The sequence below is a fragment of the Mycobacterium sp. 1245805.9 genome (assembly GCF_001672915.1).
GTDB lineage: Bacteria > Actinomycetota > Actinomycetes > Mycobacteriales > Mycobacteriaceae > Mycobacterium.
Genome location: NZ_LZKR01000011.1, coordinates 1 through 26735, shown reverse-complemented (window position 1 = coordinate 26735; position 26735 = coordinate 1). Strand labels below are relative to the sequence as shown.

Annotated in this window: 22 protein-coding genes and 3 pseudogenes; 15 read left to right on the top strand and 10 right to left on the bottom strand. The window is 68.6% G+C overall.

Annotation, left to right across the window (positions count from 1 at the left end):
- Together A9X00_RS01965 and A9X00_RS01960 are read right to left on the bottom strand one after the other, a co-directional pair.
- Window positions 1-382 (bottom strand): annotated as a pseudogene (locus tag A9X00_RS01965) (cytochrome P450); the annotation flags it as partial.
- 108 nt (window positions 383-490) lie between these two features.
- A complete protein-coding gene (locus tag A9X00_RS01960) occupies window positions 491-1705 on the bottom strand; it encodes an NAD(P)/FAD-dependent oxidoreductase (RefSeq protein WP_082974637.1) in 1215 nt (404 codons plus the stop codon).
- A 374-nt stretch (window positions 1706-2079) separates the two neighbouring features.
- Here A9X00_RS01960 and A9X00_RS01955 point away from each other — a divergent pair, with 374 nt between their 5' ends.
- Window positions 2080-3486: an ammonium transporter gene (locus tag A9X00_RS01955; RefSeq protein WP_067148457.1), complete on the top strand. Its 1407-nt coding sequence runs from the start codon at window positions 2080-2082 to the stop codon at window positions 3484-3486.
- Between the two features lie 15 nt (window positions 3487-3501).
- Window positions 3502-3840, top strand: coding sequence for a P-II family nitrogen regulator (locus A9X00_RS01950; RefSeq protein ID WP_067148454.1), 339 nt, complete (start codon window positions 3502-3504; stop codon window positions 3838-3840).
- Window positions 3841-3849: 9 nt separating this feature from the next.
- Here the strand turns inward: A9X00_RS01950 and A9X00_RS01945 are convergent, their stop codons facing one another.
- Window positions 3850-5010, bottom strand: coding sequence for a methyltransferase (locus tag A9X00_RS01945; protein ID WP_082974636.1), 1161 nt, complete (start codon window positions 5008-5010; stop codon window positions 3850-3852).
- Window positions 5011-5495: 485 nt separating this feature from the next.
- Between A9X00_RS01945 and A9X00_RS01940 the strand changes: the two genes are divergently transcribed.
- The 6 genes and pseudogenes from A9X00_RS01940 to A9X00_RS01915 all read left to right on the top strand — a co-directional run bounded on the left by A9X00_RS01940 (window position 5496) and on the right by A9X00_RS01915 (window position 11744).
- Complete coding sequence (locus A9X00_RS01940) at window positions 5496-6575, top strand: YncE family protein (RefSeq protein WP_067148451.1); 1080 nt, start codon at window positions 5496-5498, stop codon at window positions 6573-6575.
- Window positions 6576-6692: 117 nt separating this feature from the next.
- Window positions 6693-8321 (top strand): long-chain fatty acid--CoA ligase, encoded by a 1629-nt coding sequence (locus A9X00_RS01935; protein ID WP_067148449.1) that lies wholly within the window; start codon window positions 6693-6695, stop codon window positions 8319-8321.
- Window positions 8322-8417: 96 nt separating this feature from the next.
- Window positions 8418-9476, top strand: coding sequence for a dihydrodipicolinate reductase (locus tag A9X00_RS01930; protein WP_067148446.1), 1059 nt, complete (start codon window positions 8418-8420; stop codon window positions 9474-9476).
- Between the two features lie 18 nt (window positions 9477-9494).
- Window positions 9495-9968 carry an SRPBCC family protein gene (locus tag A9X00_RS01925; RefSeq protein WP_156771890.1) on the top strand — a complete coding sequence of 158 codons (474 nt, stop codon included), beginning with the start codon at window positions 9495-9497 and terminating at the stop codon, window positions 9966-9968.
- Window positions 9969-10009: 41 nt separating this feature from the next.
- Window positions 10010-10879: a class II glutamine amidotransferase gene (locus A9X00_RS01920; protein WP_067148440.1), complete on the top strand. Its 870-nt coding sequence runs from the start codon at window positions 10010-10012 to the stop codon at window positions 10877-10879.
- A pseudogene (locus tag A9X00_RS01915) lies at window positions 10876-11744 on the top strand (patatin-like phospholipase family protein). The gene A9X00_RS01920 and the pseudogene A9X00_RS01915 overlap by 4 nt, the downstream one beginning before the upstream one ends.
- Here the strand turns inward: A9X00_RS01915 and A9X00_RS01910 are convergent.
- Together A9X00_RS01910 and A9X00_RS01905 are read right to left on the bottom strand one after the other, a co-directional pair.
- On the bottom strand, window positions 11745-12803 hold the full coding sequence (locus A9X00_RS01910; protein WP_156771889.1) for a patatin-like phospholipase family protein: 1059 nt from the start codon (window positions 12801-12803) through the stop codon (window positions 11745-11747).
- A gap of 89 nt (window positions 12804-12892) precedes the next feature.
- Entirely contained in the window at window positions 12893-13336 is a 444-nt protein-coding gene (locus tag A9X00_RS01905) for a lipoprotein LpqV (protein WP_067148434.1), read from the bottom strand.
- A gap of 112 nt (window positions 13337-13448) precedes the next feature.
- On the opposite strand from A9X00_RS01905, the gene A9X00_RS01900 reads away from it, so the two are divergent.
- A complete protein-coding gene (locus tag A9X00_RS01900; protein ID WP_067148431.1) occupies window positions 13449-14042 on the top strand; it encodes a cysteine dioxygenase in 594 nt (197 codons plus the stop codon).
- The gene (locus A9X00_RS01895) at window positions 14042-14476 is read left to right on the top strand and encodes a rhodanese-like domain-containing protein (RefSeq protein WP_067148428.1); all 435 of its coding nucleotides are present in this window, start codon (window positions 14042-14044) and stop codon (window positions 14474-14476) included. The genes A9X00_RS01900 and A9X00_RS01895 overlap by 1 nt, the downstream gene beginning before the upstream one ends.
- 95 nt (window positions 14477-14571) lie before the next feature.
- Here A9X00_RS01895 and A9X00_RS01890 read toward each other — a convergent pair whose 3' ends face one another.
- Genes A9X00_RS01890 through A9X00_RS01880 form a run of 3 tightly spaced genes read right to left on the bottom strand, consistent with a single transcriptional unit; the run spans window position 14572 to window position 18139 of the window.
- Window positions 14572-16302 carry an alpha/beta-hydrolase family protein gene (locus tag A9X00_RS01890; RefSeq protein ID WP_067148425.1) on the bottom strand — a complete coding sequence of 577 codons (1731 nt, stop codon included), beginning with the start codon at window positions 16300-16302 and terminating at the stop codon, window positions 14572-14574.
- Window positions 16303-16311: 9 nt separating this feature from the next.
- A complete protein-coding gene (locus A9X00_RS01885; RefSeq protein ID WP_067148422.1) occupies window positions 16312-17094 on the bottom strand; it encodes an enoyl-CoA hydratase in 783 nt (260 codons plus the stop codon).
- Between the two features lie 13 nt (window positions 17095-17107).
- On the bottom strand, window positions 17108-18139 hold the full coding sequence (locus A9X00_RS01880; RefSeq protein ID WP_197515017.1) for an enoyl-CoA hydratase/isomerase family protein: 1032 nt from the start codon (window positions 18137-18139) through the stop codon (window positions 17108-17110).
- 257 nt (window positions 18140-18396) lie between these two features.
- Here A9X00_RS01880 and A9X00_RS01875 point away from each other — a divergent pair, with 257 nt between their 5' ends.
- The 3 genes from A9X00_RS01875 to A9X00_RS01865 all read left to right on the top strand — a co-directional run bounded on the left by A9X00_RS01875 (window position 18397) and on the right by A9X00_RS01865 (window position 21422).
- Window positions 18397-19236 (top strand): Bax inhibitor-1/YccA family protein, encoded by an 840-nt coding sequence (locus A9X00_RS01875; RefSeq protein ID WP_067148416.1) that lies wholly within the window; start codon window positions 18397-18399, stop codon window positions 19234-19236.
- A 135-nt stretch (window positions 19237-19371) separates the two neighbouring features.
- Window positions 19372-20532: an NAD(P)/FAD-dependent oxidoreductase gene (locus A9X00_RS01870; RefSeq protein ID WP_067148462.1), complete on the top strand. Its 1161-nt coding sequence runs from the start codon at window positions 19372-19374 to the stop codon at window positions 20530-20532.
- Window positions 20529-21422, top strand: a complete 894-nt coding sequence (locus tag A9X00_RS01865; protein WP_067148459.1) for an RNA polymerase sigma-70 factor — start codon at window positions 20529-20531, stop codon at window positions 21420-21422. Before A9X00_RS01870 ends, A9X00_RS01865 begins: the two co-directional genes overlap by 4 nt.
- A 126-nt stretch (window positions 21423-21548) precedes the next feature.
- Here the strand turns inward: A9X00_RS01865 and A9X00_RS01860 are convergent, their stop codons facing one another.
- Window positions 21549-22766, bottom strand: coding sequence for an acetyl-CoA C-acetyltransferase (locus tag A9X00_RS01860; protein ID WP_067148413.1), 1218 nt, complete (start codon window positions 22764-22766; stop codon window positions 21549-21551).
- Window positions 22767-23034: 268 nt separating this feature from the next.
- Window positions 23035-23815 (bottom strand): annotated as a pseudogene (locus tag A9X00_RS01855) (SGNH/GDSL hydrolase family protein); the annotation flags it as partial.
- A 243-nt stretch (window positions 23816-24058) separates the two neighbouring features.
- Here A9X00_RS01855 and A9X00_RS01850 point away from each other — a divergent pair.
- Window positions 24059-25138, top strand: a complete 1080-nt coding sequence (locus A9X00_RS01850; RefSeq protein ID WP_067148407.1) for an alpha/beta hydrolase — start codon at window positions 24059-24061, stop codon at window positions 25136-25138.
- Between the two features lie 40 nt (window positions 25139-25178).
- Entirely contained in the window at window positions 25179-26585 is a 1407-nt protein-coding gene (locus A9X00_RS01845; protein WP_067148405.1) for a cystathionine beta-synthase, read from the top strand.
- Window positions 26586-26735 lie beyond the last annotated feature (150 nt).

Genomic DNA, 26735 nt, shown 5'->3' with positions numbered 1-26735 from the left:
CCGCCTGCTGTCGCCGGCGTTCCACGGTGCCCACATGCGCCGGCGCGCGGACGCGATCGCCAAAACGGTGCTCGCCGGAAGTCAGGATCACCGAATCCGGCCCCACGATCGGCTCGATCGGATTGGGCGTCGGCGCGCACAGGGTCTCGCGCGGCGTGGTCAACAGCCGGCGAGCGTCCTGCGCGGTAGCCACGAAGTGCACGGGCCCGAGGCCCGGGAACATCACCACGAACGGGTCGCGGCGGTCGGCGCAGCGACGAAAGTAAGACTCGGGATCGAGCCCGACGCGCAGCGACCGCGCCCAGTCGCGCAACCGGTGTGCAGGCGCCTCCGGCGAATCCGCTGGCGCCGGCGGCTCGGCCGCCGTCTGTAATCGCGTCATACCTACTTGACACGAATCGGACCGTTGATTAGTTCAACAAAGAATTTTGCTCACGTGTTGAATAGCGCTGGAAATAGCGCTAATACGATGATTAGAGGTTAGCCAAAGTCATCGGGGGCCATGCGAGGGCGCGGCGGTTTCGAGTTCCGCGGCGATGCGTCGGGCGACGCCTCGGGACTGCTTGGCGACGTAGCCGAGCAGCCCCGGACGAGACTGGAAGCCGATGAACCGCAGGCCCGCGGCGGCCGGCGTTGCGCCGGTGGCCACGGGCAGCCCGCGCTCGTCGAGCACCCCGAGGTGACCAACCACGGGTTCCAGGCCGCGCCGGTAGCCCGTCGCACAGATGACCGCGTCCGGTTCCAGGCGCAGCCCGTCGACCAAGCGGACACCGCGACCGTCGAATCGCTCGATGGTCGGGACCACCTCGAACGAACCGTCGCGGATCGCGTCGATCACGTCCCTGTCGACGATCGCGGGCGCGCGGCCCAGCCTGATCCCGCGGGCGAACACGCCCTCGGCGGGTGTCGGCAGGCCGTAGGCGGCGAGGTCGCCGATGCTCAACCGACGTCCCAGCGTCGCCAACGAATCGGCGAGCCGAACCGGCGCGCGGAAGAGCGGCGTCGCGATCAGGTCCGAGGGCAGCCCGCCCGGCAACGAGCGCAGCATGATGTTCGGTGAGGTGCGGACCGCCAGCCACGCCTTGCTCGCCCCACCGGTGGCCACGTCGTGCACGATCTCCAGCGCCGACGAACCCGCCCCGACCACCAGAACGCGCTCGTCGCGGTAGGGCTCGGGGTTGCGGTATGCCGACGAATGCAACACGCGGCCCTCGAAGGCGTCCAGGCCCGGCCAGGCGGGCATCAGCGGCGTGTGCTCATATCCGGTCGCCATGACCACCTGGCGGCAGGCGATGTCGCCGGACGTACTCCGCAACAACCAGCCGTCACCGTCGCGGTCGATCCGGCAGACCTCCGTGCCCAGCCGCAATTCGATCCCGTCGTCGCGGGCGTGCCTTTCGAGGTGGTCGACGACCTGATCGCGGGTGGGAAAGACCGGCGTGTCCTTCGGATACGGCCGGCCGGGTAGATGCGAAAACTGTTTGCAGGTATTGAGTTTCAGCCTGTCGTAGCGCCCCCGCCAGGACGAGGCCACCGCGTCGGCCCGGTCGATCAGCAGGGGACGCACGCCACGGTCGCGCAGGCTGAGCGCCATCGACACGCCTGCGGCGCCGGCGCCGACGACGACGACTCGGCGCTCCAACGTTTCGGTGTTGACAGGCTTCAGCGCGCCCGCCGCGCCGCTTCGCCGCGAATCCGGTTGCATAGCTTTCCTGTCCAACGACTTTCGGCATGCGGCGCTTGGTGGGCCGCACGTACCGGCTATATAACTCCGACGATGTTGCGGCACAATTGGTTCAGCAAAATGCGCTATTTGACGTGTGCGAAATTGCCCGTCGCCCAAGGTAATTCCGGCGCACCGCCTGAATACGCGGCAGCACTGACATGCCCGCAACGGTGGCCACGGCCGTCCCGACGCATGGTCGGGGGCCGCGCTCGGGATGCGCAGATGAAATCAGGATTTAAACAATTGCACACACGCCCGAAACAATCCGGGCAAAGGCTTCACCCGTCTACGGCGTCATTTCGCACCGCAGCTGATTTATAGCCCGCCGGCTCGAATTGGGGTGTGTCTGAACCATGTTGCCCTATCCCGATTGGCTGAATCCCGGAGACAACGCCTGGCAATTGGTGGCGGCGACCCTGGTCGGCCTGATGAGCATCCCAGGCATCGCCGTGCTGTACGGCGGCATCGTGCAGAAGAAGTGGGCCGTCAACACCATGTTGATGGCCTTCACCGGATTCTCGCTGGTGCTGGTCGTGTGGGTGCTGTGGGGCTTCAAGATGGGCTTCGGCGAGCCGCTCAAGCTCGGCCCGGGCATTCTGAGGGCCGCGGTCGGGATCCCGCACACCATCCTGGGCACCGACAACCAGGGCCAGGCCGTCATCCCGCTGCTGGACGGCACCATGCCGAAGTTCCGCTTCTCGGAGACCACGCTGGCGTACTTCCAGTTCGTGTTCGCCGCCATCACTCCGCTGCTGTTCCTCGGCAGCGTGGTCGGCCGGATGAACTTCAAGGTGTGGCTGATATTCGTGCCGCTGTGGTCGACGTTCGCCTACTCGGTCAACGCGTTCCTGGTGTGGGGCGGCGGCTGGTGGGGACAGGCGGGCGCGTTGGACTTCAGCGGTGGGTACGTGATCCACCTTGCCGCCGGAACCAGCGGATTCGTCGCCGCCGCGGTGATCGGCCCCCGGCTCGCGCGCGACCGGGAACGCGCTGTGCCCAACAACCTTCCGATGGCCGCGGTCGGCGCCGGCATCCTGTGGCTGGGCTGGAACGGGTTCAACGGCGGTGACCCGTATTTCGCCGGTGCCGACGCGTCGCTGGCGGTGATCAACACCAACCTCACCACCGCCGTCGCGCTGCTCACCTGGGTGATCTGGGACATCTTCGCCAGCAAGGCGCGCAAGCCGACCTTCCTGGGCGCGGTCAACGGCATGATCACCGGGCTGGTCGCCATCACTCCGGCGGCCGGTTACGTCAACAGCTTTGGCGCGATGATCATCGGCGTCGTCGCCTCTTCCCTGGTCTGGATGTCGTGGAACTGGCTCGGCCGGACCAGGCCGTTCAAGAAGGTCGACGACGCCCTCGGTGTGGTTCACACCCACGGCATGGCGGGCCTGGCGGGCGGGCTGCTCGTCGGGGTCCTCGCCGACCCGAAAGTCGTTGTGTACCTGGGCGGCAGCACCGGGACGGACGTGACCTTCGCCGGATGGCTGTATGGCCACCATCCCAAACAGATCCTGATCCAGCTCGGCGCCGCGGCCACGATCATCGTCTGGGACGCGCTCGTCACGTTCATCATCCTCAGGGTCCTCGGCCTCTTCATGAAGTTGCGCATGCCCGACGAGGTCCTGGAAACCGGCGACGTCGGCGTGCACGACGAGGAGGCCTACCCCGACGAAGGGCTCGTCACCGGCCGGCGGGTCGAGCCGTTGGCGGGCGCGCGGACCGGGACGGCCGCCGCCGAGCCCGCCGACGATTGAGATTGTGGTGGAGCCATGAAGCTGGTCACCGGCATCGTCAAACCGTTCACGCTCGACGACGTCAGGCACGCCGTGGAGGCCGTCGGGATACTGGGTCTGACCGTCACCGAAGTCCAGGGTTACGGCAGGCAGCGGGGGCACACCGAGGTCTACCGCGGCGCCGAGTACGCGGTCGAGTTCGTGCCCAAGGTCCGCGTCGAGGTGCTGGTCGACGAGGCGTTCGCCGATCGCGTCGTCGAGGCGATCATCGGCGCGGCCCGCACCGGGAAGATCGGTGACGGCAAGGTGTGGGTTTCACCGGTGGAGAAGGTGATCCGCATCAGGACCGGCGAGCGCGACCACGACGCGCTCTGAGCAAACGCGTCAGGCCGACGCCGGCAACCGGCCCGGCTTGTAACCGAACACCGCCGAGGTGGGACCCACCAGGTGTCGCACCTTGATCCGGGTGAAGCCGCCTTCGCGAAGCAGCTCCGCACAGGCCGCGGTGGAGGCTTCGTAGCCCTCCCGTGACTCCATCATGATGTTGAGGCTGGACAGCAGGCTCATGAAATTGTTGGCGCGGTTCTTCAGCCGCCCGGCCTGAATCATGGCGTCGTACACGATGATTGCGCCGCCGGGGGGAGTGGCCGCGTAGGCCTTCGCCACCAGTTCCCGACGGATCTCGTGGTTTCGCCCGTGGAACACGTGACCGAACGAAATCACGTCGGCGCGCGGCAGCGGACCTTCGAGGAAGTCGCCCTCGACGAAGCCCAATCGACGGTCCAGGTCGAACGACTGGACATACTCTTCGAATATCGGTCGCACGGCGGGAAAGTCGAAACCGGTGCCACGCAGGTGATGGTGGGTCAGCGCGACCCGCACCGGAAAAGCGCCTTGGGCGCAACCGACATCGCAAAACGTGCGAAAGCGCTGCCATGGAAACCGGGCCGCCAGCAGCGTCGCCTCCCCGGTCGAGATGCCCGTCATCCCGGCCAGAAATCCCTTGAGTGCCAACGGATCACGGTAGAGCATGGAGAAGAACTCGTTGTCGCCGCGCTCCTCCTCGGCGCCGGGACGGCCGGTGCGCAGCAGATCGTCCAGACTCGACCAAAGGCTGTAGAGACGCTTGCTCGACAACTCCATCAGCCCACCGACATAGCTCGGCTTGGTCCGGTCGAGGAACATCGCGCTGCGAATTGTGTTGGCGTACCGGCCCGCTCGGTCGCGTCGCAGCAACCCGGCGGCAACCAGGGCGTCCAGCGCCGTGGCCGCGGCCCGCGGGTGCCAGCCGAGGGCGTCGGCCAGCTCCTGCTCGAAGGCCGGTCCGTTGCCCAACTCGGTGAAAACGCCCGATTCGACGGCGGAAAGTATCAGTCGTGAGGACCAGAAGGACATGCCCATCCGAACGATGTCCTCCGGGCCGCCGAAGCGGCGCAACAGGGGGCCGAGGAGGGGGTTCTGGAAGGCGCGCATCAACCGGCGTTCGCGGCGGATGTCCTGCGCGCGGTTGCGTACAGACGGCGTGGAACCTACGTCGAGCGTCATCGTGGCAAGCCCTTCCGGTTGATTCCGGGTCTTTGAGGTAGACGTTGCCGTCGGCTCGCTGGTTCAGCTGGCACACCCGTTGGCGAACAACGAGAACGCGGTCGATAAATTGCTTTGGGGCGGGCGACGCGCTCAACTGAGAAAAATGTGACGTTCACCTCTTAGGCCGATTGTTTTTAAGATTTTCCTTATTTATGGACGGCTGTCCATTTGTCTCCATGGTTAGCTGCATCGGCGAAATGCCTGACTATCAAGGCCGATTCGCTTCGCCGTCGGATCGTCCGCGCTTAATTGTTTGAACCCCGTCGCGACGCAATCTTGGTTATTCGAGTGACGTGGATCACAACGCTCATCGAGAAATATTTTTGGCCCAAAATTGGTCAGTAAAATTTGTTAAAAGCAACCTCCCCGGGTGCTCTACGGCGGCTCATCTCGGGCCGCGCCCCGGGCGCACCAGACGTACCACGAGCGAAGGCGGTGCCAGCATGCGCGACCTGAACCACCGGAAGCACACCGGCGAGGGCCAGACCATCGAATTGGCCACGGCACCGGAATTTCCGGTCGTCACGCGGATCGCCCCGCGCCAGGGTCCGATCAGCGGCATGGTCGCCAGCCCGGACGGCGGTCGACTGATGGTGGCCCACTACGGCTACGACAGTGTCTCGGTCATCGACACCCACACCTGCCGCGTGGTGCAGACCGTCGCCGGTCTGCCGGAGCCTTTCGCGCTCGCCGTCGGTCGCCGCGACATGAACCGCGCGTACGTCAGCGCCGTGACACCGGCGTATGACGCGATCGGGGTCATCGACCTGCCGACCAACACGGTCATCGCGACGCACCCGCTGGCGTTCAGCGTGTGCGACCTGGCGGCCAGCCCGGACGGCGACTACGTCTACGCCGGGCGCAACGGCGCCGCCGGCCCCGACGTCGTGGTTCTGGACACCCGGACCGGCGGCACGGAGGAGATTGTCCTGCCGGACCGCCCCGGGACCATCATGGAATGCCTGCGGTCCAGCGCGGACGGTAGCCGCCTGTACGCCGCCACCAACGGCCCCGGCGGGGGACAGCTCGTCGTCATCGACGCGCACGCCCCGACCCGCTCCCGCGTCTTGGGCACCGTCGAGATCGGCCTGCCCATCCGCGACGTCGCTCTCAGCCCCGACGGCGCGACCGCCTACGTGGCCAGTTGCGCCCCCGAATTGGGCGCGGTGATCGACACCGTCGACACGCGCACCGCCAAGATCGTCGGCACCACCAAGATCAGCGAGATCACCGGCATCCTCACCGGCCTGACGCTCAGCCGCGACGGCGATCGCGCCTACCTGGTCAGCGACGACGGCGTCACGGTGCTGTGCACCCACACGCACGACGTCGTCGGCGCCATCCGGGTCACGAGCGAACCGTCGTGCGTGGTCGAAAGCGCCGACGCCAGGCACCTCTACATCGCCGACTACTCCGGCACGGTCACCGTGGTCGGGACCGCGGCAGGCTTTGGGCCCGCCAGCGAGACGGTCGCCGAGTGGGCCGTGCCCGAGCTGCTGCCGGCCGAACCGGCCCTCGCGTAGTCGCTGCCCGGAAACGAGCGTTGTCGGGGGAACCCGTTTTCTCCTGGCGGTGTCGGCGATAGCATTCGCCCGACCGCACACGAGGCGGTGCCGCGTCGAGGGTAAGGCGGTAGCGCGATGGACAGCACGATGCAGAACTATCCGCTGACGATCGCCGCGATCATGCGGCACGGCTGCGGCATCCACGGGGCACGCACGGTCACCACCGCGACGGGGGACGGCTACCGGCGGACCACGTACCGCGAGCTGGGCCAACAAGCCGGCCGGCTGGCGAACGCGCTGCGCCGCCTCGGGGTGACCGGCGACCAGCGCGTCGCGACGTTCATGTGGAACAACACCGAGCATCTGGCGACCTACCTCGCGGTGCCCTCGATGGGCGCCGTCCTGCACACCCTCAACATCCGCTTGTTCCCCGAGCAGATCGTCTTCGTGGCCAACGAGGCCGAGGACCACGTCGTGCTGGTCGACGCGTCCCTGGCCAAGCTGTTGGCGCCGGTCCTCGGCGAGCTCAAGACCGTGCAGGCGGTGATCGTGGTCGGCGACGGCGACACGGCCGCGCTGGAGGCGTCCGGCAAGACTGTGCTGCGGTATGCCGAATTGCTCGACGCCGAATCCCCCGACTTCGACTGGCCCGAGCTCGACGAGACGTCCGCGGCCGCCATGTGCTACACCAGCGGCACCACCGGCAACCCGAAAGGCGTTGTCTACAGCCATCGTTCGAGCTTCCTGCACGCGATGGGCGGGTGCACCACCAACGGCATCGGCGTCGGGGCGGTCGACAGCGTGCTGCCGATCGTGCCGATGTTTCACGCGAACGCCTGGGGGCTGCCCTACTCGGCGCTGATGGCGGGCGCCGACCTGGTGCTGCCCGATTGCCACCTCGACGCCCGCTCGCTGATCGGCATGGTCGAAACCCAGCGGCCCACCGTCGCCGGCGCCGTGCCGACCATCTGGAACGACGTCCTGCACCGCCTGGAGGACGAACCCGAACACGACATGTCCTCGCTGCGCCTGGTGGTCTGCGGCGGCTCGGCCGTCCCGGTGTCGCTGATGCGCACGTTCGAGGAGAAGCACGGCGTCCAGATCCGCCAGCTGTGGGGCATGACCGAAACGTCGCCGATGGCCACCATGGCCTGGCCGCCGCCGGGGACCCCGTCGGACCAGCACTGGGCGTTCCGCGCGACGCAGGGCCAACCGGTGTGCGGGGTGGAGATGCGGATCGTCGACGACGACGGCGCGGTGCTGCCCAACGACGGCGTCGCCGTCGGCGAGGTGGAGGTCCGCGGCCCGTGGATCACCGGCTCCTACTACCTGGGCCACGACGACTCCAAGTTCGACTCCGGCTGGTTGCGCACCGGCGACGTGGGCCGCATCGACGAGCGGGGCTTCGTCACGCTGACCGACCGGGCCAAAGACGTCATCAAGTCCGGTGGCGAATGGATCTCCTCGGTCGAGCTGGAGAACTGCCTGATCGGGCACCCCGAGGTGCTCGAGGCCGCGGTCGTCGGGGTGCCCGACGAGCGGTGGCAGGAACGGCCGCTGGCGGTCGTGGTGGCCAAGCACTCGTCGGTGAGCGCCGAGGATCTACGAAAGTTCCTCGCGGACAAGGTGGCCCGGTGGTGGCTGCCCGAGCGGTGGACCTTCGTCGAGGAGATTCCGCGCACCAGCGTCGGCAAGTACGACAAGAAGGCCATCCGGGCGCGCTACGCCGAGCGTGGCTATTGGGTGGTCGAGGCGCGCGACTAAGGGGGCGGCTCTCGTGCGCGAGCAGTCGCAAAAGCCCCCATTTTCAGTCCGAAAAAGGGGCTTTTGTGTCTGCTGGCGGACAAGCAAGATGGGGGCATGGGCCTGCGCGTAATCCAATGGGCGACCGGGTCGGTCGGAACGGCGGCGATCAAGGGCGTGCTGGAGCATCCCGACCTCGAACTCGTTGGCTGCTGGGTGCATTCGAAGTCCAAGGCCGGCAAGGACGTCGGCGACATCATCGGCACCTCACCGCTGGGCGTGACCGCGACCAACAGCATCGACGAGGTGCTCGCGCAGCCCGCCGACGCGGTGATCTACGCGCCGCTGCTGCCCAGCGTCGAGGAAGTCGCCGCGCTGCTGCGCTCCGGCAAGAACGTGGTCACCCCGCTGGGCTGGTTCTACCCGACCGAAAAGGAAGGCGCCCCACTGGAAGTCGCGGCCCAGGCCGGCAACGCGACACTGCACGGCGCCGGCATCGGACCCGGCGCGGCCACCGAGCTGTTTCCGCTGCTGCTCTCGGCGATGTCCACGGGCGTGACCTTCGTCCGCGCCGAGGAGTTCTCCGACCTTCGCACCTATAGCGCGCCGGACGTGCTGCGCCACGTGATGGGCTTCGGCGGGACGCCGGACAGCGCGCTGACGGGGCCCATGCAAAAGCTGCTCAACGGCGGCTTTTCCCAATCGGTCCGGCTGTGCGTGGACCGGTTGGGCTTCGCCGCCGATCCGCAGATCAGGTCGTCACAGGAGGTGGCCGTGGCGACCGCGCCGATCGACTCGCCGATCGGTGCGATCGAGCCCGGCCAGGTCGCCGGGCGCCGCTTCCACTGGGAGGCACTGGTGGGCGAGACGGTCGTCGTGCGGATCACCGTGAACTGGCTGATGGGATCGGAAAACCTCGACCCGCCTTGGTCTTTCGGGCCCGCCGGGGAACGCTACGAGATCGAGGTGCGGGGGAACCCGGACACCTTCGTCACGGTCAAGGGCTGGCAGCCGGAAAGCGTGCAGGCGGGGTTGGCGAGCAACCCGGGGATCGTCGCGACGGCCGCCCACTGCGTCAACGCGGTCCCCGCCACCTGCGCCGCGCCGGCGGGCATTCAAAGCTTTTTCGATCTGCCGCTGATCACCGGCCGAGCCGCGCCGGGGTTGGCGCGCTGAATGAAAGGCGTTATGCCAGTGCCACAATCGCTCGTCGTCGACGAATCCCTGGTCGTACCCGTCCCTGCCGAGGAGGCCTTCCAGCGCACGCTGCCCGCACCGCTACCCGACCTTTTCAAGCGCCGGCACGGCCCCATTCCGCCCGTCCGCGAGGTGCGCGAGCAGACCGGCGCATGGGACGCCGCGGGCCAGACCCGCGTCGTGCACCTGGCCGGCGGCGCCAGCATGCGCGAGGAGCTGACCAGCGTCGACCCGCCCCGGTCGTTCGGGTACCGGTTGACCAAGATCCAGGGACCCATGTCGCTGCTGGTCGATCATGTTGTGGGCGAATGGATCTTCGCCCCGGCGGCGGGCGGGACCGAGATCACCTGGCGCTGGGACATCTACCCCAGGTCGCCGCTGACATCGTGGGGCCTGCCGCTGTTCGGCCGCATCTGGAAGGGCTACGCGCGACAGGCATTGCGGGACCTCTCGGCGATGCTGACGGGCTGACCCCGCAGGGCCGTCGTGGGCCCTTCGGTACGGTCGACACCATGTGCCGACTTTTTGGCTTGCACGCCGGGACGGACGTGTGCACCGCGACCTTTTGGTTGCTCAACGCTCCGGACAGCCTGTCCGAGCAGAGCCGCAAGAACCCGGACGGCACCGGCCTCGGCGTCTTCGACGCGCACGGCCGGCCGCAGCTGCACAAGGAGCCGATCGCGGCCTGGCGGGACACCCAATTCGCCACCGAGGCACACGAACTGACGGGTACGACCTTCGTCGCCCACGTCCGTTACGCAACGACGGGTTCGCTCGACGTCCGCAACACCCACCCGTTTCTGCAGGACGGCCGGATCTTCGCGCACAACGGCGTGGTCGAGGGGCTGGACGGCATCGACGAACGGCTGCGCGAGCTCGGCACCGACGGCCTGGTGCTGGGCGAGACCGATTCCGAGCGGGTGTTCGCTCTGATCACCGGCTCGATCCGCGGCCGCGACGGCGACGAGACGGCGGGCCTCGTCGACGCCGTGCGCTGGCTCGCGGCGAATGCGCCGATCTATGCGGTCAACGTCCTGCTGAGCACGGCCACCGACATGTGGGCGCTGCGCTACCCCGACGCCCATGAGCTTTACGTCCTGGACAGGAGACTGGACTGTGCGCCCGATTTCGATATGCAGACCAAGCGAATTCGCGCGTGGTCGCAGCCGCTGTGCACCCGATCGTCGGTGGTGTTCGCCACCGAGCGGATGGACGAGGACCCGCGCTGGAGCCTGATCGCGCCCGGCGAGCTGGTCCACGTCGACGCCGCGTTGCGTGTCACCAGGGATTTGGTGCTGCCCGACCCGCCGAGCCATCAGTTGCGCCGAGAGGATCTGAGCGAGTCGGTTCAGCGCGCCCAGCACACCGGTGCGTCCGCGTGACGGCCAGACGCGCACTTGTGCTGGCCGGCGGCGGGATCGCCGGAATCGCTTGGGAGACAGGGGTTCTGCGCGGCATCGCCGACGAGTCGCCGGCGGCGGCCCGGCTCCTGCTGGATGCGGATGTGTTGGTGGGGACCTCGGCGGGTTCCGCGGTCGCCGCGCAGATCGGCAGCGGTTGCCCGCTTGAGGAGTTGTTCGACCGGCAAGTCGCCGAGTCGTCGGCCGAGATCGATTCCGGCGTCGACATCGACGACATCGCCGAGGTCTTCCTGACCGCCTTGGGCCAGCCCTACGACGACGCGCTGGACAGGACCCAACAGCAGATGCGGCGGATCGGCGCCGTGGCGTTGGCGACCCAGACCGTCCCGGAGCCCGTCCGGCGCCGCGTGATTGCCCAGCGCCTGCCGTCACACGACTGGCCGGACCGGGCGCTGCGGATCACCGCCATCGATGTCGCCACCGGCGAATTGGTGGTCTTCGATCGCGACTCGGGCGTCGGGCTGGTGGACGCGGTGGCGGCCAGTTGCGCGGTGCCCGGGCGTGGCCGCCGGTGACGATCGGGAGCCGGCGCTACATGGACGGCGGCGTCGGCAGCTCGGTCAACCTCGGCGTGGCCGCCGATTGCGACGCGGCCGTGGTGCTGGTGCCGTCGGGGGCCGACGCGCCGGCGCCGTTCGGCGACGGGCCGGCCGCCGAGATCGCCGCGTTCGCCGGCGCGACCCACGCGGTGTTCGCCGACGACGACTCGCTGGCCGCGTTCGGGCCCAACCCGCTGGATCCGCGCTGCCGCATCGATTCCGCCGTGGTCGGGCGCGAACAGGGCCGCCGCGAGGCACGGGTCCTGGCGCGGTTTCTCGGCGCCTGATCAACCCTCGGGCGCGGGCGGGCCCGGCTGCTCCGGATCGGTTTCGAGGGCGTCCAGGGCCTCGTCGGCCAGCGCGCGACCCACGCCGATCACCTCCACCGCCCGGTGAAATTCCAGGCCGCGGCAGGTCGAACGCGGCACCTCGATCAGCACGTCGGGCGGGTGGGCCGCCAGCGTGTGGCGCGCCAGCGCGGCTTGGGCGATGTCGATGGTCCGGTTCATCACCTCGAAGCTGCCCAGCTTGGGCACCCCGGGCACCTCGGCGACGTCCTCCTCGGGCCCGAGCTCGTCCGCGTCGGGGTCGTCGGACCAGTTGTCCGATCCGCCGAACCTGCTCAACACCGCTCGCGCGGTCGGCCGGTCCAGCAGGGACCGGGCGGCCGCGGTGTCCAACAGCGCCGACGTGCTGCGCACCATGCGGTTCAACCACTCGACGGTGGCCCCCGGCTCGGCCTCGCGACCGGCGACGGCCTCGCTGCCGCTGAGGCTGACCGCGATGGTCAGCTCCGCGTTGACCGCGGCGATGGGCGCCATCGGCAGCGGATCGAGGATGCCGCCGTCGGCCAGCAGGCGGCCGTCGAGCGCGTACGGGGCGATTACGCCCGGAATCGCGATGGACGCGCGGATCGCGTCGTCGAGGGGGCCGCGCTGAAACCACACCGACTTGCCGGCCAGCAGGTCGGTGGCGACCGCGGTGTAGGGGATCGGCAGTTGCTCGATGGACACCGGGCCCAGGATGTCGCGCACCGCGTCCAGGATCTTCTCCGCCCGCAACACCCCGGCCGCGCTGATGGCCGGGTCGAGCAGCCGCAGGATGGTGCGCTGCGTCAGGGACTTCGCCCAGTCGGCGAACTCGTCGAGGCGTCCGGCCGCTTCCAGGCCGCCGACCATGGCGCCCATCGAGGAGCCGGCGATCCCGGCGATCTCGTAGCCGCGCGCCCGCAGCGCCTCGATGACCCCGATGTGGGCGTAGCCGCGGGCGCCGCCGCTGCCCAGGGCCAGCGCCACCCGGGTCGGTGATGATCGATGCGCCACCGCTCCGCCACGTCCGCCGGGCATGCGTTCATTTTGCTCGGCCGAAGCCCTCCTCGGCGGCGGGGGAGGCAGTTTTTGTACCCATGATCACAATTGCCGCGGGGCGCGGAACGCTACCCGCATTCGTCGTTGGCGGCCGCCCGCGCGGCGGTGATCACCGCCGCCTGCCGGGCCGGCGTCAGGTCCGTCCACCGGGCGTTCCAGGTGCCGGCCGTGCCGACTTCCGACGCCTGAACCATCCGCAGGTACGGCTCGAACAGCGACCCATCCGTCTTCGGCTGCGCCTCCATCCAGACCTTCGCGGCGTGGCAGGCCTGGAAATACTCCTCCTCGGTCGAATCCGCGGGGACATCGACCCTGGTCGTCACCCCGCCGGGGGAGAGGCCGACGGCGCCCGGCGGTGGCGAGGCGGGGCCGCGCGGGATGCCCGACGGCCGCGCCGACGGCACGGCGACCCCGCCGTTGGGTGCGCCCTGCGAGCAGCCCGCGACCGCCACCAACAACGCCGCGACGAGGACCGCACCCCGTTGCCCATGGGAACGACCGCACCAGCGCACGGTCCCAATCTATGCAACACTTGCTGCCGTGATGGAGCGCTTCGGATTTTGCGAGTGTTGTCGGCCCTGACCCGCCGCCGCTTGCCCGATCCGTTCTTCCTGGAGCTCCGCAATGTCTGTTCCCGTTGCGACGCGTGCCGTCGCCTCCGGTGCACTTCGCCCCCTGAGCGTCTCGTCGCCCCCGTCGTCGGGCCCCACCCGGCTGCGGGTACCCGACCTGCTGCACGCCACCGACCAAGCCGCCGACCAGGTTCTCAGCGGTCGCTGCGACCACCTGCTGCCCAAGGGCGGGATACCGGAATCCACGCGCTGGTTCACCCGGATTCACGGCGACGACGAACTGGACGTCTGGCTGATCAGCTGGGTTCCCGGGCATCCGACCGAGCTGCACGACCACGGCGGGTCGCTGGGCGCGCTGACCGTGGTGTCCGGATCGCTCAACGAATTCCGTTGGGACGGGCGGGGTTTGCGGCGACGCCGGCTCGACGCCGGTGATCAGGCCGGCTTCCCGCTGGGCTGGGTGCACGACGTGGTGTGGGCGCCCAGGCCCGTCCCGGAGCCGGTGGCCGGCTTCCGGGCGCAGCCGACGCTGAGCGTGCACGCCTATTCGCCGCCGCTGACGGCGATGTCGTACTACGAGGTTTCCGAGCGCAACAGGCTGCGCCGCCAGCGCACCGAATTGACCGACCAACCGGAGGGACCCTGATGAGCCGCATCGACGTCGTCCTGAGATCGGCCCGGCGCCGGTTTCGCCGCCTTCGCGCCGTCGAGGTGCCCGAGGCGCTGCGGCGCGGGGCGGCGCTGGTCGACATCCGGCCGCAGGCCCAGCGATTCCGCGAGGGCGAGATACCGGGCGCGCTGGTGATCGAGCGCAATGTCCTGGAGTGGCGCTGCGACCCCACCAGCGACGCCCGGCTGCCGGAGGCCGTCGGCGACGACGTCGAATGGGTGATCGTGTGCTCCGAGGGCTACACGTCCAGCCTGGCGGCGGCCGCACTGCTGGACATCGGCCTGCTCCGGGCCACCGACGTCATCGGCGGCTACCACGCGCTGGCCGGTTCCGGCGTGCTGGACCAGCTGCTCGGTGATTCGGCCGACCAGGGGCCGGGGCTCGCGAACGCCGTTCGGCGCTGGCTCTAGTCGATGGCGGCGACCCGCCGCGCCCGGCTACGCCGCGCTTGCGATCGCCGCGAGTCGATGGCGGCGACCCGCCGCGAGCCGGCGGCCGCGACGCGCTAGCCGTTGGAATGCAGCAGCGGCCGTAGCTTGTCCGTCTTCTCCGGCGTCCAGCCGGGCGGCGACAGCACCGCGGCCCAACCGTTGGCAACGTCGGCGACGTAGTGGTGTCCGTGCCCGTCCGGCACGTCGACGGCGACCGCCATGTCGGCCGAGACTTGCAGAAACGTCACCACCGGGATCCAGTAGGTTTCGGGCAGCACGTCGTAGCCGCGTTTCTCGCGCAGCCAGTCGGGCTTGGCGAACAGCAGGTCGGGCGTCCACCAGGCGATGGGGTCGGAGGCGTGCTGCAGATAGACCACCCGCGGGTGGCCCCATGCGTCGTTCGGACGCCCGAGATCGCTTGCGCGAGCGACGAATCGGACGTTCTTGCCGTCGTTGTAGATCGGCAGCCACTCGGGGGAACCGGCGTCGCGTGTCGAGGTGAGGTCCGTCCAGATGGTGTTGTTGAACGTCGGGCCGCTGAACAGCGCGCCGTCCGTGCGGGCCAGCACATTGTTGAGGCTCATGAACGGCGCCTCGCCGCCGAACGAACCCAGGCTTTCGCCGAACACGACGAGCTTGGGGCGCTGCCCTTCGGGCATCTGGCGGATCAGCCGGTCGACGGCCTCGAACAGCGCCTGGCCGGCGTGGCGGGCGTTTTCCTTGTCCACCAGGAACGAAAGCCAGCTCGGCAGGAACGAGTACTGCATGCTGACGATCGCGGTGTTGCCGTTGTACATGTACTCCAGCGCCGAGGCCTCCGCCTCGTTGATCCAGCCGGTGCCGGTGGTCGTCGCGACCGCGACGACGGCACGCTGCAGCCCGCCGGTGCGCTGCAGCTCGCGCGCCGCGAGTTCGGCGGTCGCGGTGATGCCGTCGGCGGAGTTCAGCCCGGCGTAGGCGCGAATCGGCTGCGTGGCCGGGGCTCCGTTGAATGTGGTCAGCTCGTCCACCCGTGGGCCGCCCTCGATGAAGACGCGGCCCTCACGGCCGAGCGACTCCCACGACACCAGCGACTGCGGGCCGCCAGATCGCAGCGGCGTTTTCGGGGGAGCGGTGTCGGGGCTCTCCTCGTTGTTGGCCGACGCGAAGGTGTTGTTCATCGTCCGCATGGCGAACTTCAGCACGACGCCGTTCATCAGCGTGATGGTCAACACCACGAGCGCGACCACGACGATCGTCACCGAGAGGCGGAACGGTGCAATCCGGTCCAGCAGCCCGACCAGAAAACTGATCAGCCACCGGATGAACTGGCCGATTTCGACGAACGTGAACAGCACCACGATCGACAGCACCGCGGCGATGGGGTAGTCGTACCATTTCAGGTGCGCGACGCCCATCAGGTCGCGCACGCGGTCCTGCCAGACGTGGAACCGGATGGCCATCACGACCATGCCGGCCACGCCGACCGGGATCAGCACCATCCAGGCCCAGCGCGGCGCGGGTGGGCTGTAATTCCGAGTGCGCATGTAGCGCACCAGCCAGACTGCGAAGACCCCCAGCCCATAGCCGATGGCCCCGGAGATCCCGCTGACCAGCCCCTGAAACACCGCGCCGCGGGGCAACAGCGACGGCGTCATCGAGAACCAGATGAAAATCAGGCCGACCGCGGTGCCCATGAAGGTGTAATGGCGCACCCACCAAGGTTTTTCGTGCGTATGCTGCTGGGTCGCCTCGGGGGCTTCCGGCGCGGGTTCCCGCACCGCTTCGTCTTCGGGGGCGGTCGTGGCGGGAGCCGGGTCGCTCATCGAAGCGTCCTATCGGTGGGTGAAGTTGGGGGGCCGCTTCTCGATGAATGCCGCCATTCCCTCGGACTGGTCCTCGGTCGCGAAAGAGGAATGAAACAGCCTGCGCTCGTAGAGAAGTCCCTCGGACAGGGTTGATTCGAAGGCGCGGTTGACGGCTTCCTTGGCCATGCGCGCCGCCGAGTGCGACATCTGCGAAATGGTGGTGGCGACGGCCTTGGCCTCGGTCAGCAGGTCGTCGGCCGGCACCACGCGCGAAACCAGGCCGCTCCGTTCGGCTTCGGCGGCGTCGATGGTGCGCCCGGTCAGGATCAGGTCCATCGCCTTGGCCTTGCCGATGGCGCGGGTCAGCCGCTGCGAACCGCCCATGCCCGGCAGCACACCGAGTTTGATCTCCGGCTGGCCGAACTTCGCTGTGTCGGCTGCGATCAGCAGGTCGCACATCATCGCGAGCTCGCACCCGCCGCCGAGCGCGTATCCGGCCACCGCGGCGATCGTCGGGGTGCGCACGGCGGCGAGCTTGCCCCAGGTGGCGAAGAAGTCGGAGCCGAACGCGTCGGCGAAGCTCAGCTCGGCCATCTCCTTGATGTCGGCGCCGGCCGCGAAGGCCTTGCCGCCCGAGCCGGTGATGATGATGGCGCCGATCCCGGGGTCGTCGTCCAATTCGCTTGCTGCGCTGGTGACTTCGGTCATCACCTGGCTGTTGAGGGCGTTGAGCGCCTGCGGCCGGTTCAGCGTGATGATCCCGACCCGCCCATCGCGCTCGACGAGGATGGTCTCGTACTTCTCTGTCACGCCAACCGCCTTTCTAGAATTTCAAGTCGTCGTCGACCGGCGCGAAATACGCCTCCACATCAGCGGCGGTGATTTCGGCCAGCGTCGCCGGGGACCACTTGGGATTTCGATCCTTGTCGATGATCTGCGCGCGGATGCCCTCCACCAGGTCGTGGGAGCGCGCCGACGCGCTCGACACCCGATAGTCCTGGACCAGAACCTCTTCCAGGGTTTCCATTTTCGCGGCGCGACGCACCGCCTGTAGCGCCACGGACACGGCGATGGGAGAGCGGGTGGCGATGAGGTTGGCGGCATCGTTCGCCGGCCCGGCATCATGCCCGCGCAGGGCCGCGAGGATGTCTTCGACCGTGTCGCCCGCGAAGCACTGGTCGATCCAATCACGTTGGGCGACAAGCTCGCTCGGTGGTGGTTCGATGGCATGCGCGGCCAGCGCGCTCTCGACGCCGTCGTCGACGATCGCCTTGGTGAACGCGTCCAGTTCGTCGTGTGGGACGTAGTGGTCGGCGAATCCCATTGCGATGGCGTCGGCTCCGGAGAACGGCGCCCCGGTCAGCGCGGCGTGCAGTCCCAGCGCACCCGGCGCCCGGGACAACAGAAACGCCCCGCCGACGTCGGGAATGAACCCGATGCCCACCTCCGGCATTGCCACCTTTGAGGTTTCGGTCACCACGCGGACGCTGCCGTGCGCGCTGACCCCGACCCCGCCGCCCATCACGATGCCGTCCATCAACGACACGTACGGCTTGGCGAATCGCCCGATCTGGCCGTTGAGCAGATACTCGTCGTGCCAGAACTTCCGCACCTCGACGCCGTCCCTGCGGGCGCTCTCGTACACCGCCACCACGTCGCCGCCGGCGCACAATCCGCGTTCGCCCGCGCCGGACAGCACCACCGCGCGCACCGCGTCGTCGTTTTCCCAACGGGTGAGCACGGCGGTCAACGCATCCACCATCGTCTGATTCAGCGAGTTGATCGCCTTGGGCCGGTTGAGCGTGATCAATCCGACGCCGCCTTCGACCCGGGTCAGGACCTCATCGGATGCAATAACTGCCTCGGTCAACGCCCCAGCCTCCCAATCGCCGCCCGGTCTCGACCAGCAATCTAGATCGTCACGACCGCAGCGATCCCCGCGGGTAAGGTTTATGTTTAACCGGACGACAACAGCAGAGCCCACTTAAATCGCCTTGAATAGCCTCAAAACACCGAGAAAACAGCAGGTCCGTTGGGAACTAGGGCGACCCGCTGGTCGTTGAGCAGGTGTTCGCACAGCTCGAACCCATAGCCATTAGAGAGGATCCGACGGTGCGGGAGACAAGTAACCCGGTATTTCGTTCGCTGCCTAGGCAGAGCGGGGGATACGCGCAATTCGGCACTGGCGCGCCCCAGGGCTATTACCAGGCCGACCCCTACGTGGCGGCTCCGTACCAGGACACCAGGGCGTCTCGGCCACTGACCATCGACGACGTCGTCACCAAGACCGGCATGACGCTGGCCGTGCTGACGGGTGCCGCGATCGTGTCCTACTTCCTGGTGGCCTCGAACCTGGCGCTGGCGATGCCGCTGACCCTGATCGGCGCGCTCGGTGGTCTCGGGCTGGTGCTGATCGCGACCTTCGGGCGCAAGCAGGACAGCCCGGCGATCGTGCTCAGCTACGCCGTTCTCGAGGGCCTGTTCCTCGGCGCGGTCTCGTTCGTCTTCGCCAACTTCCAGGTCTCCAACGCCAACGCCGGCGCGCTGATCGGGGAGGCCGTACTCGGCACTATCGGTGTGTTCTTCGGGATGCTCGTCGTCTACAAGACGGGCGCAATCCGGGTCACGCCCAAGTTCACCCGGATGGTGGTCGCCGCCCTGTTCGGGGCGCTGTTCCTGATGCTCGGCAACTTCATCCTGGCGATGTTGCACGTCGGCGGCGGCACGGGCCTCGGCCTGCGCAGCGGCGGACCGATCGCGATCATCTTCTCGCTGGTGATGATCGGCATCGCGGCGTTCAGCTTCCTGATCGACTTCGACGCGGCCGACCAGATGATCCGGGCGGGCGCGCCGGAGAAGGCGGCGTGGGGCATCGCGCTGGGCCTGACCGTGACCCTGGTCTGGCTGTACCTCGAGATCCTGCGCCTGCTCAGCTACCTGCAAAACGACTAAACCCCGGCTCTGACGGGGAAAAAACCGGCACGCCCGCGGGCGTGCCGGTTTTTTGTGCGCCCGCGATGTCACATCCGCGGCCGCCGGATGCGTCTGCTGGTTGTCAGCACACATTCGCTCGCGAAAGGCAGCATCATGAAGCACATCGTGATCATCGGCGCCGGCTACGCCGGCATGGCGGCCACCACCCGCTTGGCGCGTCGGGTCAAGGGCCGCGACGACGTGCGCGTCACCCTGGTCAATCCGCAGGCGCGTTTCACCGAGCGGCTGCGCCTGCACCAGGCGGCTTCGGGCCAGCAGCTGGCCGACCTGCAGATCCCGGACATGCTCGCCGGCACCGACGTCGAGTTCGTCCAGGGCTGGGTCACCGGCCTCGACGCCGACGCGCGGACCGTCCGTCTCGACGACGAGCGCACGATCGGCTACGACACCCTGGTCTACGCGCTGGGCAGCGTCGCCGACACCGAGGTCGTGCCCGGCGTCGACGAATTCGCCTACACCCTCAACAGCGCCCACGACGCCGGGTTGCTGGCCCAGCAGCTGGACCGGCTCGGCGCCGGGACAGTCGTGGTCGGCGGCGGTGGCCTGACCGGAATCGAATCGGCGGCCGAGATCGCCGAGCAGCATCCGGAACTCGACGTCGTCCTGCTGAGCCGGCAGACGCCCGGGTCGATGATGGGCCCCAAGGCGCGTGCCCGCCTGCATGCCGGGTTGGCCCGGTTGGGCGTGCGGGTGCGTTCCGGTGTCGACATCGTCAAGGTGATGCCCGACGGCGTCGCCCTGGCCGACGGCGAGGTCGTTCCGGCGCGCGCGGTGCTGTGGACCACGGGCGTGCGGGTGTCGCCGCTGGCGGCCGCCGCGGGTCTGCGCGTCGACGAGCGCGGCCGAATCATCACCGATGCGGCGCTGCGCTCGGTGTCCCACCCGGACGTGTACGTCGTCGGCGACGCCGCGGCGGTTCGGCAAGGCTACGGCCTGGTGCACGGCACCTGCCAGAGCGGCATCCCGACCGGTGTGCACGCCGCGGCTAACATCGTGCGGGAGCTGAAGGGCAAGCAGACCAAGCGGTTCCGCTTCGGCTATGTCCACCAGCCGGTCAGCCTGGGGCGCCACGACGGCGTCATCCAGTTCACCCACCCCGACGACAGCCCGTCGCGTTTCTATCTGGCCGGCCGGTGGGCGGTCGCGTACAAGGAAACGGTGAGCTCGAGCCCGTGGACGACCTACCGATTGCTGAAGTTGCTGCCCGCGCTGGGCGCCGTGACGTGGCGGCGCGGTGGGGGCTTCACCCGATGAGCACCGACGAGCACACGTTCGTCGAACATCGGAAACTGTTGTTCGCCATCGCCTATCGGATCCTGGGTTCGGCGGCTGACGCCGAAGACGTGGTCCAGGATGCGTGGCTGAAGTGGTCGGCGGCCGATCGGGCTCAGGTCGCCGACCCCAAGGCCTATCTCTCGCGCATCGTGTCGAATCTGTCGATGGAGCGACTGCGCTCGACCCGGCGCCAGCGGGAGACCTACGTGGGGCCGTGGCTTCCCGAGCCGATCCTCACGAGCGAAGACACGGCCGAGGACGTCGCGGCCGCCGAATCGGTGTCGATGGCCATGCTGGTCGTGCTCGAGACGCTGAGCCCGCTGGAGCGCGCCGTGTTCGTCCTCAAGGAGGTGTTCGACTTCAGCTACGCCGAAATCGCTTCGGCCGTCGAGCGTTCCGAGGCCGCGGTGCGCCAGGCCGGCCACCGCGCCCGCAACCACGTGCAGGCGCGCCGGCCCCGGTTCGAGGCCGACCGCGGCAAGAAGCGCGCGGTCACCGAACGCTTCTTCGCCGCCGCGACGGGCGGGGACATCAACGACCTCATGCAACTGCTCGCCCCCGATGTCACGCTGTGGACGGACGGCGGCGGAAAGGTGCGCCAGGCGCTGCGCCCGGTCGAGGGCATGGCCAAGGTCGCCGCCTGGCTCGCCGGCGTCACCAAGCGCCCCTACGAAGGCGTCGAAATCGCCGACATGACAGCCGAAGTCGTCGACATCAACGGCGCACCGGGCATCGTCTTCTCGGCCCCGGGACGCGTGATCGCCACGCTCACAGTCGAACTCGACGCGGACGGGCGCATCGTCACCATCCACAACGTGGCCAACCCGGACAAGCTGCACGCCGTCGCCGACGGAGTTCGGCGCGGCTGACGGCCTTGGTTGTGCGCTGGCGGTTTTGGTTGTGCGCTGACGGCGCAGCCGCTCGGCGTGTTGCCGCCCACGACTCACACGCAAAGCCCAGGATTCACACGCCGTCGCGCGGCGTGGGTAGCCGGCCTAGCTGAGCCGCTCGATCACCATCGCCATGCCCTGGCCGCCGCCGACACACATGGATTCCAGGCCCAGCGTCTTGTCGTGGGTCTGCAGGTTGTTCAGCAGCGTGGTGGCGATGCGCGCGCCGGTCATGCCGAACGGGTGGCCCAGCGCGATCGCTCCGCCGGACACGTTCAGCTTGTCCTCGTCCATGCCCAGCTCGCGCGCCGAACCCAGCACCTGCACCGCGAAGGCCTCGTTGATCTCGTACAGGTCGATGTCGCCGATCGACATGCCCGCCCTGGCCAACGCCTTCTTGCACGCCTCGATCGGGCCCAGGCCCATGATCTCCGGCGACAGGCCGCTGACCCCGGTGGACACGATGCGGGCCAGCGGCGTCAGGCCCAGTTCCTTGGCCTTCGTGTCGCTGGTGATGATCAGCGCGGCCGCGCCGTCGTTCAGGGGACACGCGTTTCCGGCGGTCACCGTGCCGTTGGGCCGGAACACCGGCTTGAGCTCGCTGACCTTCTCGTAGGTGGTGCCCGCGCGGGGGCCGTCATCGGTGCTGACGGTGGTGCCGTCGGGCAGGGTCACCGGGGTGATCTCGCGCTCGAAGAACCCGCTCTTGATGGCCTCCTCGGCGCGGTTCTGGCTGCGCACCCCCCAGCGGTCCTGCTCCTCGCGGCTGATGCCGGTGAGGATGGCGACGTTTTCGGCGGTCTGACCCATCGCGATGTAGACGTCGGGCAGGCTCCCGTCCGCGCGCGGGTCGTGCCACTCGTCGGCCGGCGCCGCGGCGGCCGCCGAACGTTCCTGCGCCTCGTCGAACAGCGGGTTCTTGGTGTCGGGCCACGAGTCGGAGTTGCCCTTGCCGAACCGGGACACCGTCTCCACGCCCGCCGAGATGAACGCGTCGCCCTCGCCCGCCTTGATCGCGTGGAACGCCATCCGCGTGGTCTGCAGCGACGACGAGCAGTACCGGTTGACCGTGGTGCCCGGCAGGAAGTCGTAGCCGAGTTCGACGGCGACGACGCGCGCCATGTTGAAGCCGGATTCGCCGCCGGGCAGGCCGCAGCCCAGGATGAGGTCGTCGATCTGGTGCGGGTTGAGCGCCGGCACCTTGTCCAGCGCGGCGCGCACCATCTGCGCGGCCAGATCGTCGGGCCGCATGGACACCAGCGATCCCTTCATCGCGCGGCCGATCGGCGAGCGTGCAGTGGAGACGATGACGGCTTCAGGCATGGCTTTTCCCTTCAAATCCCTTCCGTCGCTGCGGGCTCGCTGCACAAGCGGGTGTTGTGTCACCCCGACGGGCTAGGACAAATCTAATCGGTGCCGACCGGCTGGGATTCAGACGGGGCGGGCGACGCCGACGCCGGGCGCCGCCACAGCCGCGTCACAAGGGTCAACCGCGCGGGGGACTCGTCGAGCCTGGGTGGGACGACGGCGACCGGAACGTCCGCCGTGGGGCTCACGACCTCGATCCCCAGTGCCTCACACACCGCCGCCAGCAGCGCCTCGGCGGCCAGCGCGTACGCGGTCGGCGAGGGGTGGAAGCCGTCGGCGGAGAACATCTGCTCGGGCGCGGTCCGGAATTGGGGCGCCAAAAGCTGCGCCATCGGGACCGGCACGCCGCCCGCCCCGCGGACGGCGGCGGTCTGGGCGCGGGCGAGCTGCGACGTCCGCGCGTGCGCCAGCGAGCGAAGCGGCTGCGGGATCGCGCTGATGACGCCGAGGTCTGGGCAGGTGCCCACGATCACCAGCGCGCCGCGGGAGCGCAGCTTGCGCACGGTCAGGGCCAGCCGTTGCGCCGACTGGCTGATTCCGTTGAGGGCCGTGACGTCGTTGGCCCCCAGCATCATCACCGCCACGTCCGGCGGCGGGCCGGCCACGAACATCGCGTCGACCTGACCGGCGACACCCTTGGACGTGGCGCCGACGATGGCCTTGGTGCTCAGCCGGACGACCTTGCCCGACCGCTCGGCCAGCCCGCGGGCGATCAGCACGCCCGGCACTTCCTCGGCGCTCGTGCAGCCGTATCCGGTGGCCGTCGAGTCGCCGAAGATCATCAGGTGCAGGTCGGCGGCCATGCCGCGCTGCCACCGCTGCACCGGCCCCCCGCCGGGGGTGTACACGCCGTCGGCACGCGGCGGGATGTCCCAGGCCTTCGGAATGACGGTGCGGGTGTGCGCCGCCTGGCCAACCAGCAGGTTGCGTGCGCCCAGATAGGCAGTCCCCGTCGAGGCGAGCGCACCGGCTGTGGCCAGGGCGATCGTCGAACGACGCGGCACCCGGATGGTCACGGGATCAGTTTAGTTCGGCTCGAGGGTTTGCGCGGGCGGCTTATGAACAATGTGGTCACGTTGTGAATCAAATGTGGTATCAAATCAGATTCTTCAAACGTTCTACTCAGCAAAGGCTGTCAAGCTAAGTTTCAAGGGTTGGCTGAACGCCCTGGAGAGTGGGCTGAACCGGACGCTTGGCTGCCTCGTCACATGCTGTATCGGACTACAAAGGCGTAGGAAGTGTTGAGCATGACCGCACCTAGCAAGGTATCCGGTTCCCCCCGGAATGTCGTTCGGCCACATGAGGTCCTCAAGCGACGTAGAGTTGAGGCTCGAAGATTTGCCATCAGCGACGGCGCACCGGTCGAGGTACTCGAGTCCGGTCCCAGTGTTGCTGCGCGGGTAGCTAACCTCGCGTCCCGGCTCACGATCCGGCCGGTCCTGGCCGTCGGCAGCCACGCTCCCAACCTGCCGTGGCCGTGGGGTCTCATCGACGTCGCGGCCCGGGTTCTGCTCCCGGTCTCCGCCACCGTCCGCGAGACGGTGAACTTGCCCAATGCTTCCGCGCAGCTCGTGCGCGCCCCCGGAGTGCTGCCCGCGGACGGCACCCGCCGGGTGATCGTCTACTTGCACGGCGGCGCGTTTTTGACCTGTGGAGCAAACTCCCACGGCCGGCTGGTCGAGACGCTGTCGAAGTTTGCTGACTCACCGGTGCTGGTCGTCAACTACCGGCTGCTGCCCAAGCACTCGGTCGGGATGGCCCTCGATGACTGCCACGACGCCTACCAGTGGTTGCGCGAGCGTGGCTACGAGCCGGACCAGATCGTGCTCGCCGGGGACTCGGCGGGCGGCTATCTGGCGCTGGCCCTGGCGCAACGCCTGCAGGAGGAGGGGCACGGGGATTCCGATATGCCGGCGGCGCTGGTGGCGATCTCGCCACTGCTGCAGCTAGCAAAGGAATGCAAGCAGGCGCACCCGAACATCAAGAGCGACGCGATGTTCCCCGCGAACGCCTTCGACGCGCTCGTCGCGTTGGTTGCTAGCGCGGCCGAAAAGAACATCGTCGACGGCAAACCCGAAGAGATTTACGAGCCGTTGGAGCACATCAAGCCCGGCCTGCCGCGGACCCTCATCCACGTGTCCGGATCCGAGGTGTTGCTGCACGACGCGCAGCTGGCGGCGTCGCGGTTGGCGGCGGTCGGTGTGCCGGCCGAGGTGCGGGTCTGGCCCGGCCAGGTCCACGACTTCCAGCTGGCCGCGCCGCTGGTTCCCGAGGCGATCCGTTCGCTGCGCCAGATCGGCGACTACATCCGCGAGGCCACCGGCTAGCGAGTGTGCGCCGCGCGAAAGCGCCTGAGACGATGAACGCATGCGGATCGCGCAGCACATCAGTGACCTCATCGGTGGAACGCCGCTGGTTCGGCTGAACTCCGTCGTTCCCGACGGCGCCGGCATCGTGGCGGCCAAGGTCGAATACCTCAACCCCGGCGGCAGCTCGAAGGACCGGATCGCGGTGAAGATGATCGACGCCGCCGAGGCCAGCGGGCAGCTCAAGCCCGGGGGCACCATCGTCGAACCCACGTCGGGCAACACCGGCGTCGGACTCGCGCTGGTCGCTCAGCGGCGCGGGTACAAGTGCGTGTTCGTCTGCCCCGACAAGGTCGGCGAGGACAAGCGCAACGTGCTGCTCGCCTACGGCGCCGAGGTGGTCGTGTGCCCGACGGCGGTGCCGCCCGACCACCCGGACAGCTACTACAGCGTCTCGGACCGGCTGACCCGGGAGATCGACGGGGCCTGGAAACCCGACCAGTACGCCAACCCGCAGGGACCGGCCAGCCACTACGCGACCACCGGCCCGGAGATTTGGGCCGACACCGACGGCAAGATCACCCACTTCGTCGCCGGCATCGGCACCGGCGGGACGATCACCGGCGCCGGCCGCTACCTCAAGGAGGTGTCCGGCGGCCGGGTCAAGGTCATCGGCGCCGACCCGGAAGGCTCGGTGTACTCGGGCGGCAGCGGCCGGCCCTACCTGGTCGAGGGCGTCGGCGAGGACTTCTGGCCGGACGCCTACGACCGCACCGTCCCCGACCAGATCATCGCGGTGTCGGACTCCGACTCGTTCAACATGACCCGGCGGCTGGCCCGCGAAGAGGCGATGCTGGTCGGCGGGTCGTGCGGGATGGCGGTGGTCGCCGCGCTCAAGGTCGCCGAGGAGGCCGGACCCGACGCGCTGGTCGTGGTGCTCCTGCCCGACGGCGGGCGGGGCTACATGGCAAAGATCTTCAACGACGCCTGGATGTCGTCGTACGGGTTCTTGCGCGCCCGCCTCGACGGGTCGACCGAGGAATTCAGCGTCGGCGACGTGCTGCGCCGCAAGTCCGGTGAGCTCCCCGACCTGGTGCACACCCACCCGTCCGAGACCGTGCGCGACGCCATCGGCATCCTGCGCGAGTACGGGGTGTCCCAGATGCCCGTGGTCGGCGCCGAGCCCCCGGTGATGGCCGGCGAGGTCGCCGGCAGCGTATCCGAACGCGAGCTACTGTCCGCGGTCTTCGAGGGCCGGGCCAAGCTGGCCGACGCCGTCTCGCAGCACATGAGCCCGCCGCTGCCGATGATCGGCGCCGGCGAGCTGGTCAGCGCCGCGGGCAAGGCGCTGCGCGACTGGGACGCGCTGATGGTGGTGGAGCAGGGCAAACCGGTCGGGGTGATCACCCGATACGACCTGTTGGGATTCCTGTCGGAGGGGCCGCGAGGATCCACGGTCCGGCGTTAGCGAGGCGCGCTTAAACCGCTTAGCCAAGCCGGCCCGAGGTACTGTAATTCGGCCTGGTTCAGCTAACGCAGTGGAGGGTTGCCCATGTCCGATCAACCGTCGCCCGGCGAGTCCTACCCACCGCCCCCCGGGGCCGGTGGCCAACAACCC

Excerpts from the sequence above, each read along its gene's own strand:
- A9X00_RS01850 (WP_067148407.1), top strand. The coding sequence starts at position 24,059 with ATGACCGCACCTAGCAAGGTATCCGGTTCCCCCCGGAATGTCGTTCGG.
- A9X00_RS01940 (WP_067148451.1), top strand. The coding sequence starts at position 5,496 with ATGCGCGACCTGAACCACCGGAAGCACACCGGCGAGGGCCAGACCATC.
- A9X00_RS01890 (WP_067148425.1), bottom strand. The coding sequence starts at position 16,302 with ATGAGCGACCCGGCTCCCGCCACGACCGCCCCCGAAGACGAAGCGGTG.
- A9X00_RS01930 (WP_067148446.1), top strand. The coding sequence starts at position 8,418 with ATGGGCCTGCGCGTAATCCAATGGGCGACCGGGTCGGTCGGAACGGCG.
- A9X00_RS01935 (WP_067148449.1), top strand. The coding sequence starts at position 6,693 with ATGGACAGCACGATGCAGAACTATCCGCTGACGATCGCCGCGATCATG.
- A9X00_RS01895 (WP_067148428.1), top strand. The coding sequence starts at position 14,042 with ATGAGCCGCATCGACGTCGTCCTGAGATCGGCCCGGCGCCGGTTTCGC.
- A9X00_RS01900 (WP_067148431.1), top strand. The coding sequence starts at position 13,449 with ATGTCTGTTCCCGTTGCGACGCGTGCCGTCGCCTCCGGTGCACTTCGC.
- A9X00_RS01950 (WP_067148454.1), top strand. The coding sequence starts at position 3,502 with ATGAAGCTGGTCACCGGCATCGTCAAACCGTTCACGCTCGACGACGTC.
- A9X00_RS01865 (WP_067148459.1), top strand. The coding sequence starts at position 20,529 with ATGAGCACCGACGAGCACACGTTCGTCGAACATCGGAAACTGTTGTTC.
- A9X00_RS01845 (WP_067148405.1), top strand. The coding sequence starts at position 25,179 with ATGCGGATCGCGCAGCACATCAGTGACCTCATCGGTGGAACGCCGCTG.
- A9X00_RS01910 (WP_156771889.1), bottom strand. The coding sequence starts at position 12,803 with ATGCCCGGCGGACGTGGCGGAGCGGTGGCGCATCGATCATCACCGACC.
- A9X00_RS01955 (WP_067148457.1), top strand. The coding sequence starts at position 2,080 with ATGTTGCCCTATCCCGATTGGCTGAATCCCGGAGACAACGCCTGGCAA.
- A9X00_RS01920 (WP_067148440.1), top strand. The coding sequence starts at position 10,010 with ATGTGCCGACTTTTTGGCTTGCACGCCGGGACGGACGTGTGCACCGCG.
- A9X00_RS01870 (WP_067148462.1), top strand. The coding sequence starts at position 19,372 with ATGAAGCACATCGTGATCATCGGCGCCGGCTACGCCGGCATGGCGGCC.
- A9X00_RS01860 (WP_067148413.1), bottom strand. The coding sequence starts at position 22,766 with ATGCCTGAAGCCGTCATCGTCTCCACTGCACGCTCGCCGATCGGCCGC.
- A9X00_RS01945 (WP_082974636.1), bottom strand. The coding sequence starts at position 5,010 with ATGACGCTCGACGTAGGTTCCACGCCGTCTGTACGCAACCGCGCGCAG.
- A9X00_RS01960 (WP_082974637.1), bottom strand. The coding sequence starts at position 1,705 with ATGCAACCGGATTCGCGGCGAAGCGGCGCGGCGGGCGCGCTGAAGCCT.